The sequence below is a fragment of the Cupriavidus sp. CuC1 genome, from assembly GCF_044627735.1.
Classification (GTDB): Bacteria; Pseudomonadota; Gammaproteobacteria; order Burkholderiales; family Burkholderiaceae; genus Cupriavidus; species Cupriavidus ulmosensis.
Genome location: NZ_JBIUHC010000192.1, coordinates 1 through 17,147 on the forward strand (window position 1 = coordinate 1; position 17,147 = coordinate 17,147).

General features: G+C 54.7%; 13 protein-coding genes and 1 pseudogene. 2 read left to right on the top strand and 12 right to left on the bottom strand.

Annotated elements, in window-relative coordinates; translation table 11 throughout:
• Window positions 1-34 precede the first annotated feature (34 nt).
• The 7 genes from ACGLHR_RS44825 to ACGLHR_RS44855 all read right to left on the bottom strand — a co-directional run bounded on the left by ACGLHR_RS44825 (window position 35) and on the right by ACGLHR_RS44855 (window position 9,632).
• The gene (locus ACGLHR_RS44825; RefSeq protein WP_400102276.1) at window positions 35-559 is read right to left on the bottom strand and encodes a hypothetical protein; all 525 of its coding nucleotides are present in this window, start codon (window positions 557-559) and stop codon (window positions 35-37) included.
• 646 nt (window positions 560-1,205) lie between these two features.
• Window positions 1,206-1,400, bottom strand: coding sequence for a hypothetical protein (locus ACGLHR_RS44830; protein WP_400102277.1), 195 nt, complete (start codon window positions 1,398-1,400; stop codon window positions 1,206-1,208).
• 25 nt (window positions 1,401-1,425) lie between these two features.
• Window positions 1,426-2,178 (bottom strand): UPF0489 family protein, encoded by a 753-nt coding sequence (locus ACGLHR_RS44835; protein WP_400102278.1) that lies wholly within the window; start codon window positions 2,176-2,178, stop codon window positions 1,426-1,428.
• A gap of 1,389 nt (window positions 2,179-3,567) precedes the next feature.
• Entirely contained in the window at window positions 3,568-6,702 is a 3,135-nt protein-coding gene (locus ACGLHR_RS44840) for a hypothetical protein (RefSeq protein WP_400102279.1), read from the bottom strand.
• Window positions 6,699-7,256, bottom strand: coding sequence for an ABC-three component system middle component 1 (locus ACGLHR_RS44845; protein WP_400102280.1), 558 nt, complete (start codon window positions 7,254-7,256; stop codon window positions 6,699-6,701). Before ACGLHR_RS44845 ends, ACGLHR_RS44840 begins: the two co-directional genes overlap by 4 nt.
• Window positions 7,237-8,565, bottom strand: coding sequence for an ABC-three component system protein (locus ACGLHR_RS44850; protein ID WP_400102281.1), 1,329 nt, complete (start codon window positions 8,563-8,565; stop codon window positions 7,237-7,239). Before ACGLHR_RS44850 ends, ACGLHR_RS44845 begins: the two co-directional genes overlap by 20 nt.
• The gene (locus ACGLHR_RS44855; protein ID WP_400102282.1) at window positions 8,562-9,632 is read right to left on the bottom strand and encodes a ComEC/Rec2 family competence protein; all 1,071 of its coding nucleotides are present in this window, start codon (window positions 9,630-9,632) and stop codon (window positions 8,562-8,564) included. Before ACGLHR_RS44855 ends, ACGLHR_RS44850 begins: the two co-directional genes overlap by 4 nt.
• Before the next feature lie 1,149 nt (window positions 9,633-10,781).
• On the opposite strand from ACGLHR_RS44855, the gene ACGLHR_RS44860 reads away from it, so the two are divergent.
• Together ACGLHR_RS44860 and ACGLHR_RS44865 are read left to right on the top strand one after the other, a co-directional pair.
• A complete protein-coding gene (locus ACGLHR_RS44860; protein WP_400102283.1) occupies window positions 10,782-11,519 on the top strand; it encodes an MFS transporter in 738 nt (245 codons plus the stop codon).
• The gene (locus tag ACGLHR_RS44865) at window positions 11,519-12,016 is read left to right on the top strand and encodes a hypothetical protein (RefSeq protein ID WP_400102284.1); all 498 of its coding nucleotides are present in this window, start codon (window positions 11,519-11,521) and stop codon (window positions 12,014-12,016) included. The genes ACGLHR_RS44860 and ACGLHR_RS44865 overlap by 1 nt, the downstream gene beginning before the upstream one ends.
• 127 nt (window positions 12,017-12,143) lie before the next feature.
• Here ACGLHR_RS44865 and ACGLHR_RS44870 read toward each other — a convergent pair whose 3' ends face one another.
• The 5 genes and pseudogenes from ACGLHR_RS44870 to ACGLHR_RS44890 all read right to left on the bottom strand — a co-directional run bounded on the left by ACGLHR_RS44870 (window position 12,144) and on the right by ACGLHR_RS44890 (window position 16,640).
• A complete protein-coding gene (locus ACGLHR_RS44870; protein WP_400102285.1) occupies window positions 12,144-12,407 on the bottom strand; it encodes a hypothetical protein in 264 nt (87 codons plus the stop codon).
• A gap of 1,544 nt (window positions 12,408-13,951) precedes the next feature.
• Window positions 13,952-15,424: a hypothetical protein gene (locus ACGLHR_RS44875; protein WP_400102287.1), complete on the bottom strand. Its 1,473-nt coding sequence runs from the start codon at window positions 15,422-15,424 to the stop codon at window positions 13,952-13,954.
• Window positions 15,425-15,463: 39 nt separating this feature from the next.
• Window positions 15,464-15,796, bottom strand: a pseudogene (locus tag ACGLHR_RS44880) (TniQ family protein); the annotation flags it as partial.
• Window positions 15,793-16,230, bottom strand: coding sequence for a hypothetical protein (locus tag ACGLHR_RS44885; RefSeq protein ID WP_400102286.1), 438 nt, complete (start codon window positions 16,228-16,230; stop codon window positions 15,793-15,795). The gene ACGLHR_RS44885 and the pseudogene ACGLHR_RS44880, both read right to left, overlap by 4 nt.
• A 110-nt stretch (window positions 16,231-16,340) precedes the next feature.
• Window positions 16,341-16,640: a hypothetical protein gene (locus ACGLHR_RS44890; RefSeq protein WP_267601720.1), complete on the bottom strand. Its 300-nt coding sequence runs from the start codon at window positions 16,638-16,640 to the stop codon at window positions 16,341-16,343.
• Window positions 16,641-17,147: the final 507 nt, after the last annotated feature.

Sequence of the window (17,147 nt, forward strand, 5' to 3'; positions counted from 1 at the left end):
ACCCCCCACCTAATAAGCCTCATCGACATGCCGCCTATAAGGCTTGCTGAGGGAGGCTTAACTTGGGTGGATTGGCCCTCACCCCCCCTTCATGGACATACTCATTTTCGCCAAGGGCATCAAGATATCCCGCGGCTGGAACTACGATTAGTAGCCCTCCCGCAACAAAAAAAACCGAGAGAAATCCGTAACCAAATGCCATGAAAAGCAGGAGCAGGGCATCCCCAACATTTACTCCAGACGGAAAAAAATTAACCGCCAGTGAAAAATATAGAAAAGCGACCACAACACCATAGGAAACAGCAAATGCTGGCAAATTCTTGCGCAATGAATCTAACAGGCTACCAATTTTATTTGCACCTGCCTCTCTCGCCTGAGCGATTGCTTTCACTGCATCGGCCTTTCGTTGTTCAGCCAAGGCTGTCTCGCTCTCAATCCGCGCTTTAGCCAACGCTCGACTCGCGCTTCCTCGACGCAGAATCGCGCCAGCAATTCGACTTGGATGGCGCCGCAAGATCAATACTTTCCCTCGATTACGGCCACTATATTTATTCACCATGCCCCCTCATTCCTCTCTATTCTACTCTGTAAATAAATATCCAAAATTTAACACTATTACCCAAGATGGACTGCGCTAATTTATATAGAAAAAATTTATTGCGTTCATCGAATGCATATTCCCCACGGCGAGGAAATCTACACTCTTCACACAATCTTGAAAACTAAATTGCTCATTCAAAATAAAAATTCAGCTATTTTTATAATCGACCACTAATTGTAACTGCATCAGGCGACTTCACCACACCTTGCGATCAACAACTCCTATCACCAAAAAAACAGGCAAGGCATTGGCGAATGGCGAATGGCGAATGGCGAATGGCGAATGGCGAATGGCTCTCGATAATAGTGTGTTCGCTGCTGAACCGCTGTTGTCTGCCGGGGCACAACGTCTCCCGCGCTGACCGCGTAGTATTGCAATGAACCCCAACTGCGTGGAACGAGGAAAACTAAAATTAGAAGGGTTTCGGATCGAGCCACTCACGCACGAGCTCCTCAATATATCGGACGAATTTTGGGAATAATGAGGGGCATGTCGATAACGACCGTTGACCGTCACGGGTTGCCCCCGTTGCTGAATCGTTCACTTGTTGTCTGCTGGGCCCTTTCTCTCCGGAATGCGGTGGCTGCCATGAGGCCAGCGCCGATCACGGGGTGGCCGGTGCAACCTGCATCTTGTCCTCCGGGTAGAGGCTCATGAAGCTGCGCGCTTCCTCAGGATCCTGGCAGGTCAACCAGTCGTCCCACTGTGCCGGCGGCACGAACACGACCGAGCGCTTTTCCTTGCCTGGTGCGTGCATGCGATTCATGACCGGATGCTCGTCCGCATTGACCGTCAGCATCGTTTCTCAATAGAGGTAACCGTTACTAACGGCCTTCCGGCTCTGGTTCAAAGCCGTCGGGGGCGCCGGCATCCGCCCGCCAAGCTTGTATCCTGGGCAAAACCAGGGACGCGAGGTGACGTGTGTCCTCTGCTGTGCCGGAGCAATCGAATGACAAGGATATGGTCACAAGAGAAGCGGTCATGATGAGGGGCCGAACCGTGTCCAGAAAGCCCAGCACTTCTTCGTCCGACCAGAGATCGCCTTCTCGGAACTGATCTGACCGGTTGAAGAGGTCGAGGCAAAGATCAAAGATCAGCGGTGAGGCGGCTTTCAGCGAAGCCAGGGACTCCGGCGTTTCGTGAATGACTTGATCTGTTCCGGTAGTTTTTCTGAGACTCTCGTCGATTGCCACGTCCCACTTGTCGCCCTGTAGGCAATAGAAATGCACCGCATCGAACATGCCCCGTGCCACGGCGGGGGCGATGAAGGAGTCATACCTGATCCACTCTTCTTCCTCAATGTATGCACGCAGGCGTCGCAGGTCCGCGGCAAGTAGTTCTCGTTCTTGCTCAGCGTCGCCGTGAAAGTCATAGCCACCGTCCCAGTGGTAGTCGGCATGCGCCAGTGTGTAGCGCCGGCCTCCTGTCTGTTGCCGGAAAGACTCCCAAACATAGAGAGCCCACTTATGGTTATCCATCAGCCACACGGACGCGCCCAGATCGATGAGAAGATCGTCGTCCCGCTTCAATGACTTAACATCGATGTTCAACATATTCATTCCGTCGATTAAGTTCATCTACCGTTTCCATGAGAAACGGCGATTTACATATAGTGGTAGCTACTGTATCTCATGGCTAAGTGCTCCCACTAACCAACTGAATTCGCCCCCGGATGAAGGGGGCGTTTTCCTTCATGTTGTCTCCGTTTCTGAATCATGCACTAGCTGCCTGCGGGGCGTTGTCGTCTCGGTACGTAGTACCTGGCGATGCCACCAGCGCCGGTCATGGGGGACCTGCGCAGCCTGCATCTTGCCCCCTGGATTGAGCTTCATGAAGCCGTGCGTCAAAAGTCTCGACCCCGCGGCATTCGCGTTGCAGGTGCCGCCCCAACCAACGAACAAGTGTCTAGCCTGGTCCGATCTATTGCGGACAGCGAGCCCGGGCAAGCGGTCGCATACGTCCCAGCAAAGGACGTCGAGCTTCCGGTGTGGGCCCGGCGCCCTAACTTTTTCATCTTTGCGCCGGCGCATCATGCGTCGGGGAGGGGTGTCGTCATTGGCACGATCGACAAGCTTGCGTCGGCGCGCAATCCTCGAAATCTCAATATAACTCGGCCTCTTGAGGCGTTGGACGCACGGATCATCGATGAGAGCTATCGGGCGAACGCCGGTCGCTACTAAGCAATCGCTGATATCGCGCCGCGCCACTTGTGCATCGGCGATAGCGGGCTCCAGCCGTTCACCACTATTGACGCGAGCGCCAATGGAAGGGCCCCTCGGAAGACCCGCTGCAGACGGCGGTGAGCTCGCTCCATGCGAACCACCCGAACGCGCCGATGTAGCGCTTTCCGATTATCCGGCGACTTGACGCTCGCGGCACGTTGAACAGTCCAGGCGGTGCTGCAGATAGATCGCTTGGCACTTCGTCGGTTTCTTGTACGCCGCGAGCCAACCCAAGGCCACCAGGGCAGCCTGGGGCGGCCGGCAAATGCGGGGTCAAATGAAGAATCCAACAGATTCTAAAATTCCATCACGTTCATCCGTCCAGTCGTATCAGCCTTCCCCGATATGGCAGTCAGGTCGGCCTGCGCATCATCGTTTTCGAGGCTTGCTCGGCGTTCACTCACGTTACGGCCTGCACACCCGCGCTGTCACCGTATTTCGTGACACGCTTCACCGAAGGCTTCAACCGCTTCGTTACCTCCACGATTGCTCCGGTTGCTTCCGGCGGGAGCAGTTGCCGGGTGGGGCTTTCACCCACTGGAAAAGCGCCGCCTTTTCACGGCGCACGCCATGAGGCGTCATTCACTCGTGCCGTCACTCGGACGTTCAGACGTCGGCTCCACACCAGCAAGCAGCCGTTCGATTGGCGAAGACGAACGTTGCATCATCGGCCTTGGGGACGTTCAAGTGTCGGCGTGTGCGCGGCGGCTATGTCTATATGTTTGAACCAGGGCCGCCCGCTGTTCAATAAACCGTATCTTGCAGAATGCGAACCTTGCCAAACGTTTCAAGTTCGATGAACTTGGATGCGTACTGATGCTCGGGAACTTTTTTTCTTAATAGATCGAAGAAATTTCTGTCGTGGGTTGACAAGATGATCTGCCGATCAAAGTTCTTTGAGATGGAGCGCAGAAGATCGATTGTTGACAGGACGTTGATCGAATCCATGGAGTGGATGGGGTCGTCAATAAAAATACATTGGACGTCATTTCCGTCTGGCTGTTTTACGTGCAGTGAACGTGCCAGGAAGATACTTAAGCTCAAGATGTTGATCTGGGCAGCACTGAAGTAAAGATTGGGCGGAATGGTCTCGCCCTTCTCGTCGGCAACCAAAACGTTAAGTCTGGGACGATCGGTTTCCGGGAAATCGCAGTCGAACAGAACTTTCTTGAAATCCGGGTGTGGATCAATTTTTCGATAGATGGCGTTGATCAGATCGGTATAAAAGAAACCACGCACTCGCCTTTGAAGACGTTCGATCGTCCCAGCGTATTCGGTGTCGAGCTCAGATAACAGCGCCTCTTGTCGCAGAATATCCGCGACGACACGGTCAAGTTCCTTCTTCGCAGAAATCGACTGCATATACGGCAGCGCATCGTTGAGCTGATCTCCAAGCAGAGAATATGTGCCCGAACGAAGTGTCAAGGTAGCAACACCACTCTGCAGTTGAGCGATGTATGCGGTGACGTTCGCCGTAATTTCGGCTACGCTCCATCTATCATCATACGCTGCGATATGGCGTCGCACGTTAGACGCGAAACTCACCAAGGTTCCGTCGGCGCCTGCAATCAGCGCGCGCGCTCGCAATTCATCGTCGCCCAACGACTGTTGGGTTAGCCGAGAAAGAGTCGGTGAGTTCTTGTCGATGGTAGATAGTTGGATCACAGACTCCTCAAGAGTTGAGCGTGATTTCAGCATCTCTCGCTCCTTCTCGTTCTTCCGTGCGGCTACAAACGTTGGGAGTTCTTCGAGGGAGATAGCGTGTGCGGCGCAGAAGGTTGCCACTTTGCGATACAGATCGGTATCCGCAATAAGCCTTATCTGTGCGCGCAACTGCTCAATAGATTGAGTGTCGGTTTTCGCCTTTTGTTGCCGTTTATCGATCTCGCTCGAACAATTCTCGAGATCCTTGAGTTCCATCTGCCGGCGTGAGCTTAGCTGGCTAAGCTGAGCGTTGACATGTTCAGCGAGTTGGTCGAATGAGCGGTCGAGAACGTTTGACCGAAGCTTTCTGATAGTCTCGTTCGCGTTACGCTTTTCGAGATCCAGCCTCTGTACATCTGCCAGCGCTGCACGCAAATCTGCCTCATCCGTCGAAATCGCCTCACGAAGTGAAAGGATGACCTTGGTTCTAACCGCTCTCCACTCGTCCAGGAGTGATGTCAACTTTTTTGATGCGGCGTCGAGTTCGTGCTGGGCGGTGTCCTTGGACCGTATTGCCTCGGCTTCGTATTTGGAAAGCGCCGAGTTGTTCGCAATGCGATCGATTAACGCGGCGTATGATTCGTGACGATGTGAACACAACGGGCATTCATCGGAATGTGCTTTCGAAACTAAATCGGTACCCAGCGCGATCAATGTGGCAAACTGACTCGTTTGATTCTTAACTTGTTCAAGTACCCGCGAAGCACCATCTAGCGTAGTCGCCTTTGCTTGCCGTTCCAGCAATGCCGCCTTGAGGGGAACCATCGAAAAATCTCCGCGAATGAGGGGATTCACATCCGCACTATCGATCGAATCAACGCTGATCTCGATCGTCTCCACCTTCGCCAACTCCTCTTTGTGATTTCCGATCTTCGTAGCTAAAAGCTGTGCGCGAAGATTCATATCAGCCAAATCGGCCTCACGGGAGCCTTTCAGTTCGATGGCCGCGTCAATTTGTTGAAAGATCGAAGCGGCATTTCGTTGAAGTTCGTTCAGTGCATTCGCGGAGGATTCTATATCTGCTAGCAAGCGGCGACATTCGGCGGCTCGCTGCTCGAAGCTCGCGATTTCCCCTTGTGTCACAATAAGGCTGTCCTGCAACGTCCGAAGCAATTCTTGCGTTGCCGCTGACTTCTTTGTGAGTTCGACAAATTCAGGGATCTGCTCGGAAATCGCTGCCAGCCGGGAAGTGTCCGATGTCAAATCGGCGATAATCTTCTGCAGTTGAGCGATTGACTCGAGCAAGTTCGTGCGTCGCTCGAAGAGGTCCCGGGTTTTGGTGAGCACCTCAATATCGTTCTGTGCTTTGAGTTTTCTGTCTTTTGCGGCAGATATGTCCTCGAGTTCAGTCGTTACCACCGTCAACTCGGATATTGCCGTTTGCGTCTCGTTGGCGGCGGCGCCTAGCTCATGAATCCGCTTCGTGATCAGATTTCTTAGCAGACGAAGATCATCGGCATCAAAATTTGGATTCAGTACCGAAACATGCTCCCCATCTTGATGCAGGAAGCTAATCGTCTGGTTGATTTCTTCCAAAATGGATGGCTTTACCGGCGCCTCGGCAATAGCTCTGTGACGGGCTTCTTCATCCCTCGCTTTTGCGAGGTTGATATTCAGTTCTCGTTTTACCGCAGTTAGGTTTGCGCGATAAATCTCATCTTCATCGCCAAAACTTGCCATGAAACGGGAGTAGCGTGCTTCCGGCTTCTCCTCTCTAAGGAAGGAGTCAATTGCTTCCTGGGAAAGAAATATGTCGCTCAAGATCCCCATCTTCGGATGGGGCTCTTCTTTCTGGAAAAGATAGTCACGACTACCTCGCTTCGCCTTTGTTACCTCCTTGATATTTACGAAGGTATTTGCGACGACGGTAACCTGGGACGGCGCTTCATCATCGATGAAGCGATTTCGAAGAATATGCTGCTTCCGGTCTTCTTGATTTTGCGATCGAGAGAGAGATTCGTACTGTGTTCGCGTCAGATCGCGCACAAAGCGCCCAACGTTGTTGGTCAGATTCCATTCGACGGCATCATAGAAGGAGGTCTTTCCGAACCCATTCGGCGCGTAGATCGAAACAAAATTTGCGCAGTCGCCCTGAGGGGTCGAGAAATCAAATGTTCCGTCAGCCTTGTTCTGGTACGCGCGAAACCCTTCGATGATGACTTTTTTTATTTTCATGATTGAGAGATTCTGCTGAGCAATTCTGCGATGTGCTGCTTTCTCGTATAGCTCGATTTTTCCTTGCCGTCGGCCGGTATCATTTCCGTGCTCGAGACGACTTCCCGAACGAAGCTGGAACTGGAGTTCGGACGCGATTCAAGATCCATAGGACCGAGTTCCAAGTCCTTGCCAAGGATCATGTCCTCGAGCGCATGCAAAGTCTGCTCGCTTGTTTCCAGAATACCTTTATCGGAAATCAGAACCATCTTCCGAAGCGCGAAACGATTACTCTCAATTCTGTACTTGAGGTGCCGTGATACTGCCTTCGGAAAGACAAGCGCGAGGTAGATGTTCCAAGTTGCGAAGTCATTTGTGAGAGAGGCTTGGAAGTTCACCGCAATCAAGCTGGTAATTTCCAGCCAGGCCTCTGGATCGATACTCACATCCTGGAATCTGGCGACGAAACAACTGATGAAGCGATCAGGATCGTCAGATTGGTAGAGAACAAAGTCGACTGAAGGAAAGGCATCAGTCAAGTAACGAATGTCAATGTTACTGCGCAATAGCTGCACGATACGTCTCCGACAATTGATCGATTGCGGCCGTCTGATCGAATTCACCCGTGGGAACATAGTCGTCTTCGCGCCTGACAATGCAGTCCGCATGGAGCCCGTCGAGGTGAACTACCGTTCGCGCTGTCGTTGGCTTCCTTGGAGCATCAATATCTAGCTGTGGACTGGACGGACGACTGATATCCGTCACAAGTTTGTCGATCCGAATCTTGGATCTGGTTTTGGAGGGCGGCGCATCCCTATTGTTGCTGATCAGAACGATCCCATCAGGGTCAAGACCGTCGAAATTCGAGTGCGCAATGTCCTCCATAAATCGCGTCCATTCTTGCGTGGAACCGCTGTAAAGCAGCCGTCTGCGTTTTCGGAGATCATCGATATATGTGTCGTTGACTTCTTTGGTCTTATCTACCAAAAGCGACACTATGAGAAGCTCTAGCCAGGAAAGCCATAGTTTTTTGTCGGCCAATCTGAACCGCGGATTTCCGTGCACGAGTAGTCGATCTCCGAACTTCTGCATGAGCGAATGCGGGCTCGGACAGTCAGACGTAAGCTTCCCGCGAGCCAATTCTTGCAGCGTGTCCCTCAATGCCCGCCTGGTGTCTCGACACTCGAATGCGTCAAGCGGAAAAGTCTGGTCTAGTAAGTTCAGGAAGTTAAGAAGAAACGGGGGCAACACGGGCGCAAGGGCCACATCTTTGTATTTGTTGCTGGCGATGATTTGGTCGAATACAGCGATACTTACGCACTTGAGCCAGTTCTGACTTTCCTCCTCCCGGCCTTCCATGCTGTACTCGATGCCTACAAGTAACCATTCCTGATCTACCTGCTTGTAGACGCCGCCGCCGGACACGCCGACGACCTCACCATAGTTTGCGAAAGAACTGGTTTCGATGCAGAAATCCGAACGGTCGATATCAGTAATTTCGCATTTGAATGTCCTTATCTGCGCTTCTTCACGACCCCTGCGATTATGGGGATATCCGGCAAGCCACGCTCGGTCGTCTAGCTGAATGCTATTGCTGGCATATGCAATCGGTTCAATATCGACTCCGGCAATGAGGAGCAACGCCGCGTCGTCGACGCCTGATCCGAAAACTGCCAAAACGGGAAGCCTTGTGCCGTCTGGCATCGTTACCTGAATGTCTCCAGCGGCGCGTAATACTTTGGGGTCATGCCGATTGACTCGAACATTGTGACTGGCTGTGAGCACGTAGGCATACTGACCGGTCATAGCAGGAACGAGCACGCCGCTCCCTTGGTCCACGACGACTGCGTGGTTCTTGATCTGTTCGGAAGTGACTGCATTCACAGAATGATGTCCCCTTCTATGTCAGTCAGCGTTTCGGCAGCTGCAGATAGTTCATCGTGGCTGAAGATGAGTTTTTTGAGTTGAGGATAATTGAACAAGACCTTGCTTTCCGGAGCCATGTCCATGATTCGGGCAACGGTCACCTTGTTGGGCAACCCATGGCGGCTCCCGTCCGTTGAGATGATGAAGCCGTCGCTCCTTATCAGCGAGAGAAGCTCTGGGCTCGTATTACCTTTGCTACCGTGATGAGATACCTTGCAAGCTCCCACGTGCAGGGGATTCTGTTCCGAATATCCAGGCTTTCTGAGACTGGCGCAGACCGTCGAAGGGAACGCATCTCCAAGAAAGAGCGCCTTGGCGTTACCGGACGAAATCAAGAAGGAAATGGAGCTTGCGTTATGAACCGCCGTGTCCTCTTCAAATTCGTCTCCCTGCAGGAGATCGCCGAGTGACGATTTATAATCATTCTCGTGGGAAGATGTGAGGCTGTCGGGTCGCTCTTTCTCCCACTTCGCAAGTAGGGCGCGCAGTCCGTCTTCATCTGGAGAGAGAATCTGAATTTCTCCGTGACGGAAGTCGATCCTCTGTCCGGCGACCTTGAGTGCTCTTGGGCGCACGCCGGCCTCATCAAGCAAGTCATCGAAGAGGACGCCTTGCGCGATGCTTGTCAGCCGGTCACTACCGCCCCGCTGCAAGATCAACTGCGATCCTTCAGGTTCCACTCCGTCGCCAAGCTGGCGCGCGATAAGCCTTCCAGAATTGAACCACACTTCCTTTCCGATCACAGGAAGGAATGACTCGTTCTGACACGCCTTAAGCAGCCCGCCGATATGATCGTTGTCCACGTGAGTCAGTACGACGAGGTCAAGGGCGTCGCTGCGGCTCGATAGCGCCGTTAGGGTTGCATGCAGCGGTCCAGAGATTTGCTTGAATCCCTGCGTTCGTTGATAACATGCAGCTGGGCCGCCGTCGATCAGTATCCGAAAAGGGTCGTGCTTATCGATCCCCGCCTGAACGAAGATGGCGTCGCCGTGATTCGCGGGCAGGACGGTTATGGCTAATGACATGAAACGAAGGCCCCTCGGACTATCCTGCGGCAAGTTTGTGCGGGACGACTCGCCCGTGATCTAGGCCGGCGTTTTCCGTCATTCCGGCGCCGGTCGATTATATTCCCAGCGCTGGTCGGTGTCTCGCCATTGCGTTGCAGACGGGTTGCGGTTACCCGAGCTCGCGGGCACGAACAGCAGCGTTGACTCAGGCGCTAGGCGTAGCAGCCCGGACACCCCACTACAGAGGGGGGCTGCGCTAAGGCGGGGGTCCGCACAATTGGTGCGGGAGGATTGCGTTGCTTATAACCGTTGTTACTCATGCTGATCGAGACGAGCGTTCACGCCCAGACGATCTACCAATGCCGAAGTTCGGCGGGAAAGGTCACGCTTCAAGACTCGTCATGTCCAGGCAGCGCCAAGGCAGAGTTGTCTCGTAGATCCATCTGGTTGCGTCGCGCGCCGCGATTGCTTAGCAGAATACGGGGCGGCCGGTGCAGTTCGAGGTCACGCAGCTATCGCGAGATGCCGTCTGGGCGTCGATTGGCCGGGTCAGCGTCACTGGAAGAGACTATCTCTTTCCGAGCAGGTTTCATGATTCCCCGCACTTATCAACCCGGCAGTACTCTCCAATCGTCCACCGCTGGGGTAGCGACATAGGATTAGACTCGGCGTCGTATGGCACGCATGCTTTGCGGCGGACCAAGGTGTCGTTGATATAGCGGCGCACGCGAAAGTTGCGCGCCGTCCAGATTCTCTTGGCCCATGCTGAAAGCAAGGTTGCTTTCGTGAAGGATGGAAGCCTGCAGCGATTCTTCGTGTGCGGAGGAACGCAACTATGGAGCTAGTCGGGCCATCGACGACGGACTATGTCAAGCAGCGGTTCGGATAGTTCACTTATTGAAATTGAGGCTTCACAACAAGTGATTTGGTAACTAGCGAGGAGCGAGGGCAGGCCGAAAGGCCCGAACTGCTACGGTGCAGGTCCCAAGTTGAGTTCAACGAAAGCAGTTCTCGGCGGGATCGGAGCCGGCTCAGGCCGCGCTTGCCGTTTTGCCGGCGCCACTCAGGTGGCGCACGGCGCTAAATGCAGCACCACCTACGAAGGTGGGGATGATCGGAGATGCTGCTCCTGTTGAGCTTGTGCAATAATCTTCATTGAAGATCCCCATGGAAAAATCAGAACTCGTACAACTCCGAATTGATGCTTTCACACCGGACACGCTTCCAATGTCGCGGTTGGCCGAGTATTTAATTCAGCTCGCAGACCTCTTGGGTAGTCACGAACATGTGCACTTTCTTAGCGTAAAGAAAGGGAGCGCCGTGCCGCAAGCGAAGATTGATTACCCTGCCATTCCAAAGGTACAAAGTCGGCTGCAGCTTGCGAATTCCGCCAATGCTCCAGAAGATATTCGAAAGCCCCTGGACGCCATCAACCGCTTGTTAAAGACAGATAACGCGAAGGCGACGCTGAAATCCGGAAACGTGATATATGTACGGTTTCTGGGACGAGATATGCCTGATGAGCGGCCATATCGTGTTCGGGAGACTGGCACTTTGGATGGCATTGTGATAAGAATTGGTGGCACCGATAGGACGATACCTGTTTGGTTACAGTCTCTCGATGGGCAGACAATTCACAAGGGAATTGACACCAATCCAGAAACGGCACGGTCGTTGATTTCCTACTACCTTGGCAAGCCTGTTCGCGTTCATGGCCAAGGTGTCTGGGAGAGATCGAGTGAAGCTGGATGGACTCTTGTCAGTTTCCAAATAGCCCATTTTGAGGAGCTTGATGATACGCCGGTGGACGACGTGTTCGGTCGGCTTGCGTCGCATCCCGGAAATGGTTGGGCTGGGTTGGATGATCCGGCACAAGAACACCGAAAAATTCGAGGAGACGAATAATGGTTGTTTTTGATGCCGGTATACTGATCGCTCTCCTTACGCCACGCAGCACTGAGGAGGCTAAGAAGGAGCGTCTCGAGTATCTGGTTCGCTCCCTACGGCAGTCTAAAACCAAGATCATCATTCCAACGCCCGCTTTGGCAGAGTTGCTGGTGCACGCTCCCGACTTTGCTGACGAATTTAGTCACTCTGCGGGCTTTGAGGTTGTTTCTTTTGATCAAAAAGCAGCTCTCGAATGCTCATTGAGTGTTCGGGCTGCTTTGCGGTCCGGCAACAAGAGAGGAAAGCAAAAAAGCGCTGCCTGGAGCAAGGTGAAATTTGATCACCAGATTGTTGCCATCGCACGTAGTCGTGTTGCGGCGTGCATCTATTCGGATGATAAGGGATTGCTCAATTTCGCGAGGTCTAATGGGCTGATGGCGATATCGGCTGACGATCTTCCGGATGATCCAGCGAAGGCTCAAGGCACTCTCGATCTGGCTGAGCAACAACACTGAGCCAAGCATATCGCTGGACCAATCCGGGCTTCGGCATTGGCGGAGCTGCCTTGACCTCCTCAAACAATAGCAATCCATCTGTGGTCCGCCGGCCTTCCGACCTGACCGCTTGAAGCCGGATTCGTGGCTACCTCTCGGCGGCGCCGTTGGCGATGCGCCGGGCGGACGTCGAGTAGGCATCGAACGCCGGCTTTATCTTCTCTTTAATGCGCTTGACTTGCACACTGATCTGCTGCTTCTGGTAGCCATAGCGTTCGGCTGCCACCTTCTGGCTATCGCCCAGCACCAGGTGGTCGTGTAGTGCGCGTTGCATGCTCTCGTTGGTAATACGCGCCACGCGCAGCATTGCGCGCAGCGACTCTGCGCACAGTGGATATTCAGGGGATGTCATCAGCTACACTCCGGGTCGGCTATCAATGTCCTCGGTAGCGCGGGCCGCGTCGGAACCGCCGCCCGCGCGCCTTTTTCTAAAAACGCTAGTCACGGCTCCAGCTCGCGCACTTCGGCCGTCATTGGCGTTGGCCAGGGGCCAGCTTCGCTGCCGCCCCTTTTTTTCTCGCCATCCGACGCCTTTTTCATCTTTCCCAGTACGACACAACGCTGAACCCGCATTCACGACCCCTTGCCTTCGTCGGACCTTCACAAAGTTCTCAAATTACTGCGAAAGGACGATCTCGCTGTGAGATTTAACCTTCCTCCCGTGCGTCATGGTCGACCAACTGAACCGAACCGTGAATATACTCCATCAATCGTGGGCTTAGCTTCCGCCACTTTGCCAATTACTGCCTTAAGAAGACTAGTTGAGCTCGGACTTCAGTATCCCACCTAATACTCAGACTCATCAAGCCACCAGGGTCGCCGTGGATCCCACGCAGCCTGGGTTTCGGCCCCCGCCCCCCGGTTTGGGTCTACGTAATCGACTCGTGCGACGTCCGCATCAACTTCTTCCCACCTCAAGTCAGCTCCCCCAATTTAGCCAGCGCCTTGGTCGCTTCGGACATACTTCGAGGCGAGCGACATGTTGCAGGGGGAGGCGCGAGCGCTGCGGGACCATCGGGTGCTGACGGCTTGTCGCCCTTAAGACCGAACTGCCTTGTGGATGTCTTCGAGCGCGAAGCATCGCGATCTTCCCCTGCTGAGAGACTCTTTTGCACGCACGTCGAATTGACGAAGTCTTGTCCTCCCGTGACTGCCTTCATCGATCTCGGCGTATAGTAGGAAGTCCCACCAATTCACGCGTTCGGCTATGGCAATTAATCAGAAACTTCGCCTCCTTTCGGGATGGCTGCCACTCGGTCTTCCGTACTTCAGCCATGGGAACACAACCTACCTTCACCTGAAGGACGTTCCCTATGAACTGGAAAGCCTAATAGCACGCTGGTTGATGCTGCACCCTGAGCTGACCGAACACGACTCCGCGGATTGTGTGCTTATGGAGGGACCCAAAGGCATCGCAATTGGCCAAGCGGGATGGGAAACCTTTGTTTCGTGGATCGTCGATACCCTTCGTGAGAAGCTAGACTCTCTGGAGGAGAGCCAATGCGGAAACTAGACTCAGGCGTGCCCACTATTGGAAAGTAGCACTCTCAGTCCTCTTGTAGCAAATTCGGAGCCATATGATCGAGTGAAGGTTATGGATGACAAGAGCCAGTCATCTCTCTGAGCCAGAATGGCACACGACGCCCTGAGCAGTCGCCCTTCTTCAGACTGATCGAGCCGGCAACCAAACAAGACCCAGTCCTTCCAACCCCACGCGCTGACGAGATTCCCCTCACCGTCGAAAGCGGGTACAGCGGAGCCAGCGAGGGCAGTCGAGAGTTCAGTTCGCCACGCTTCTGCTACGTCGGAAAGCCTGATGATGTAAACGAGTGACCCTTATCGCAACGCCTGGGACTGAGCTATAGTCAGTTCCCTCCAACAGCAACACTACGAAGTTCACGACTTCCGCCGACGACATGGCTTTTCGGCCGTGGCAAGGGCCATTGTTTTCCGAGATCGAAGCCAAACATACTGGCGACACAGAGCAGAAGCAACGCCGGGCCCGGCGACAGGTTGGATTCCGGACGTCATCAACTGATGAACGACTTGCTTGGGACTGGTTTGCCACGCCGCCGCCAGTTCAGTTCCTAGGACATATCGCTTCCGGAATTCACGTAGTGCTTGAGCCGTGATCCACTGCGCGGTACGGCGACTAGCTGCGTCGATCACAACGGCCAGGATTCCGGCCCGCACCAGGGAGTAGGCGACTTCTTGCTTCACGCCGAGTTGTATCGCCGCATCATTGACAGAAAACCTCTGCGTTCTGTCATGTGGTGGGGGAGACCGCCATGCTGCCACCTCTGCCTCATCAAGAAGCCACATCCCGATTTGGTGCTTGGTATGCGGCGGTACGAGGACGGACAACTTGCCTGAGTGGATCGCCTGGATGAGTGTGACGAAGTCTCTGGCGTCCGAAACGCAAAACCTGGCAAGGTGCGCGACCGAGACCAAATTCCCTGTTCCATTGACGGCTCGATAACCATGTCTGGCGCATTGCTCAATCGAAACCGGATCGATCCACCAGCGCTCGCGAGCACGAGGCGGACCTCCCAATGCAGCGAGCATTCCCGCCGCCAGGAGCTGCCGCACGCGCTTCTCTCCAAGGCCGAGTTGTACGGCCGCTTGCTCAAGAGTCGTTGCGCGTCGCAGCTGACTGGCATGATCTCTCACTGCCTTGAGATCGACCACCCGAGCGACTCTCCCACTATCGCGAGCCAGCTCCCGGACCGGTATTTCTTGACGTTCCGCCATCCTGCGCAGCAATGCTGGGTCTACACCGATCGCCCGGGCTGCGTCTTGTACCGGTACCCAGCGGTGCTGCCTAACAAGCTGCGGCGCAAGATTACGATTTCGAAGAGCGAGTGGTGCCTCCCATCGGTCATGAACGTAAGATTCGAACGCTCGTCGCACGAAATCGAAATGCGACTCGCAGAGGTGACGGAAGATGTCATGGTAAATAGGCCCCATTGCATGGCCGATTCTCCACCTCGACGCGTGAGCGCGCTGAGCTCGAATAGCATCGAGAAGGCAATAGAAGCCGGACGGCCACGCCATCAGAACGCGGCCGGCGCTCTCCGCAATTGGGCCGGCAATTGCGAGTACACCAGCATCTCGGAGCTTCAACGGCTTCTTTCGATTGGAGGGAATGCCGCGAATACCAATTCGCAACGCCAGTTCGTGCAGGCTGGACAACGTCAAATGGGCGGTGACGTGCTTGATACTACCCTGCTGCCGAGATATGCGGTGCGTCAGCTGGCGCGCGATCCAAAGAGCCCCAGGCAATGCAGCGGATAGGCCGACGCCATTCTTGGCCAGTAAGCGGTCGCAATTGGTACAGCGCAAGCAACGCATTGCCTCGGCAGTGAGCATGCATCCGCACGCGGAGCAGCAATCCTGAAGCGGTGAATGGTGTCGGACACAGCACGTTACCAACATCAAACTCCAGCTCTCACGCCAGTATCCAAGCTCGCCTAGACAGTGCGGGCAGAATTTACGGCTACGGCAATTCCAGATCTTTGTCGATCGGGTGTATGGGCAGCGTAGCTCTGTGCTCACATTCGCCCAGGCCACCGACCGTCCTGTGCCGTCGATCCAGGACGCTACGTCGCTTGCGGGTGCTGCGCGGAATGCATTCAATAGCTCGGCACCCGTCAGCGCGTTGAGATCGGCCAGTCTATAGAGAAAGCCAAGTAGGTCTTCATCAACGTAAGGCTCAGAGATCACGGCCAATCCCAGCATCATCCTCTCCCAATAGCCAGGTCCGAGTCCTTGTGCGAAAGGAGGCAGGATTGAGGATCACCGGGAAGGGTCGCTTCAGTCAACCAGCGATAGAGGTGTGGTGACAAATAGCGCCTCGCCGGCGCAAGGATCGAGCACAACTTTTCGCTAAGCTCCGATGACTTCACAAACGTCGGCCCAGTTGCCTCGCGTAGAGTCGCGACGAAATTATCCGGCCAATGCGACAACATATACGCCGCTTTTTCGAACTGTTCGGTAATCCTGTTGATCCTTTGTCCGATCCTACCCGGCAGCGGGCCAAGGTCTTCGGATTTGCCGTCAAGGCGGCCGAGAATCACGATCAGATCTAGCAGATCGCCAAGTTGCATTTCTGCGGGCAAATTACCCACCTTCGCAAGCACACTAGGAGCGTCGCCGCGCGGCTCTTGACGAAGCATCCGGCCGACCTCCTGAGCTAACGCCTGTCCATCGTGGCTCGCCGGTGGCGCAGGAATATCCAACAAATCAACCCCACATGAACACCTAGTACAACATCCCGTAAATAGCTTTAATAATTATCGGGCTGCAGATATAGGTGCAGGAGCGTGACGACCACCTCGGCCATCTCGTCGAGCGAGCCTTCGCCTGGCAACGGTTCCCAACGCCCGCTATGGTTGCGAAAGGCGGCGCCATAACGATTGCGGGCGAGTTCGGTCAGCCGAGCCACCACGGTCGGCTCCTCGTCGTCCAGACGTTTGATCAGCAGGTGACGCCCGTAGGCTTGTGTGATGATCTGCTCGTGGCCGAGCAGGCTGCGCAGTTGCTGCTGCAATTTGGCAGCGTAAAGTTTGGTGGGTAAGGCTGGCATGTCGATTCTGTGCGCCGGTCAAAACCGGCAAAGTGTTGTGAATGAAAGAGTCATACGTTGAAGGTCTAGCCAGCCACGGCGGCCCCGAGTCATGCGTGTGTACCCGCAAGGGTGCAGGCGAAGCGTTGACAGGGGTACGCGCGGGCCGGGTATTGAGCCGCGAAATACAAGCCCCGTGCCGCAAGGCACGGGTTGACCGGGGTGCCGAGGCTCTAGGATTAAGCCGAAGGTCACATCGGTGCTGCCGCATTGGCGAGGCAGCATCGGACCCCGCGCGGTCGAAGACCCCGTGCACGCGCAGAAACACTTTGCTCGGGAACCGGGAGATCCCGCGCCCTGCTACGTCCCGCTGGGAAGCGTTGGGCGTAGCGCGCATCGTGAAGCCTGAGGGCGTACGACGATGAGCGACGGGCGTGGGAAGTCGGACTGCTGCGTAGTGTGCGCTGAGCAGCGCGTTGTTCAGGAGGGTTGAAGTCCCTCTGGCGCCCGGATGAGGGGTGCCATATC

What these genes read in the sequence shown, in the direction of transcription:
- ACGLHR_RS44855 (WP_400102282.1), bottom strand. Translation starts at nt 9,632, where the DNA reads ATGTCATTAGCCATAACCGTCCTGCCCGCGAATCACGGCGACGCCATC.
- ACGLHR_RS44860 (WP_400102283.1), top strand. Translation starts at nt 10,782, where the DNA reads ATGGAAAAATCAGAACTCGTACAACTCCGAATTGATGCTTTCACACCG.
- ACGLHR_RS44840 (WP_400102279.1), bottom strand. Translation starts at nt 6,702, where the DNA reads ATGAAAATAAAAAAAGTCATCATCGAAGGGTTTCGCGCGTACCAGAAC.
- ACGLHR_RS44830 (WP_400102277.1), bottom strand. Translation starts at nt 1,400, where the DNA reads ATGCTGACGGTCAATGCGGACGAGCATCCGGTCATGAATCGCATGCAC.
- ACGLHR_RS44870 (WP_400102285.1), bottom strand. Translation starts at nt 12,407, where the DNA reads ATGACATCCCCTGAATATCCACTGTGCGCAGAGTCGCTGCGCGCAATG.
- ACGLHR_RS44875 (WP_400102287.1), bottom strand. Translation starts at nt 15,424, where the DNA reads ATGCTCACTGCCGAGGCAATGCGTTGCTTGCGCTGTACCAATTGCGAC.
- ACGLHR_RS44865 (WP_400102284.1), top strand. Translation starts at nt 11,519, where the DNA reads ATGGTTGTTTTTGATGCCGGTATACTGATCGCTCTCCTTACGCCACGC.
- ACGLHR_RS44835 (WP_400102278.1), bottom strand. Translation starts at nt 2,178, where the DNA reads ATGAACTTAATCGACGGAATGAATATGTTGAACATCGATGTTAAGTCA.
- ACGLHR_RS44885 (WP_400102286.1), bottom strand. Translation starts at nt 16,230, where the DNA reads ATGCTTCGTCAAGAGCCGCGCGGCGACGCTCCTAGTGTGCTTGCGAAG.
- ACGLHR_RS44825 (WP_400102276.1), bottom strand. Translation starts at nt 559, where the DNA reads ATGGTGAATAAATATAGTGGCCGTAATCGAGGGAAAGTATTGATCTTG.
- ACGLHR_RS44890 (WP_267601720.1), bottom strand. Translation starts at nt 16,640, where the DNA reads ATGCCAGCCTTACCCACCAAACTTTACGCTGCCAAATTGCAGCAGCAA.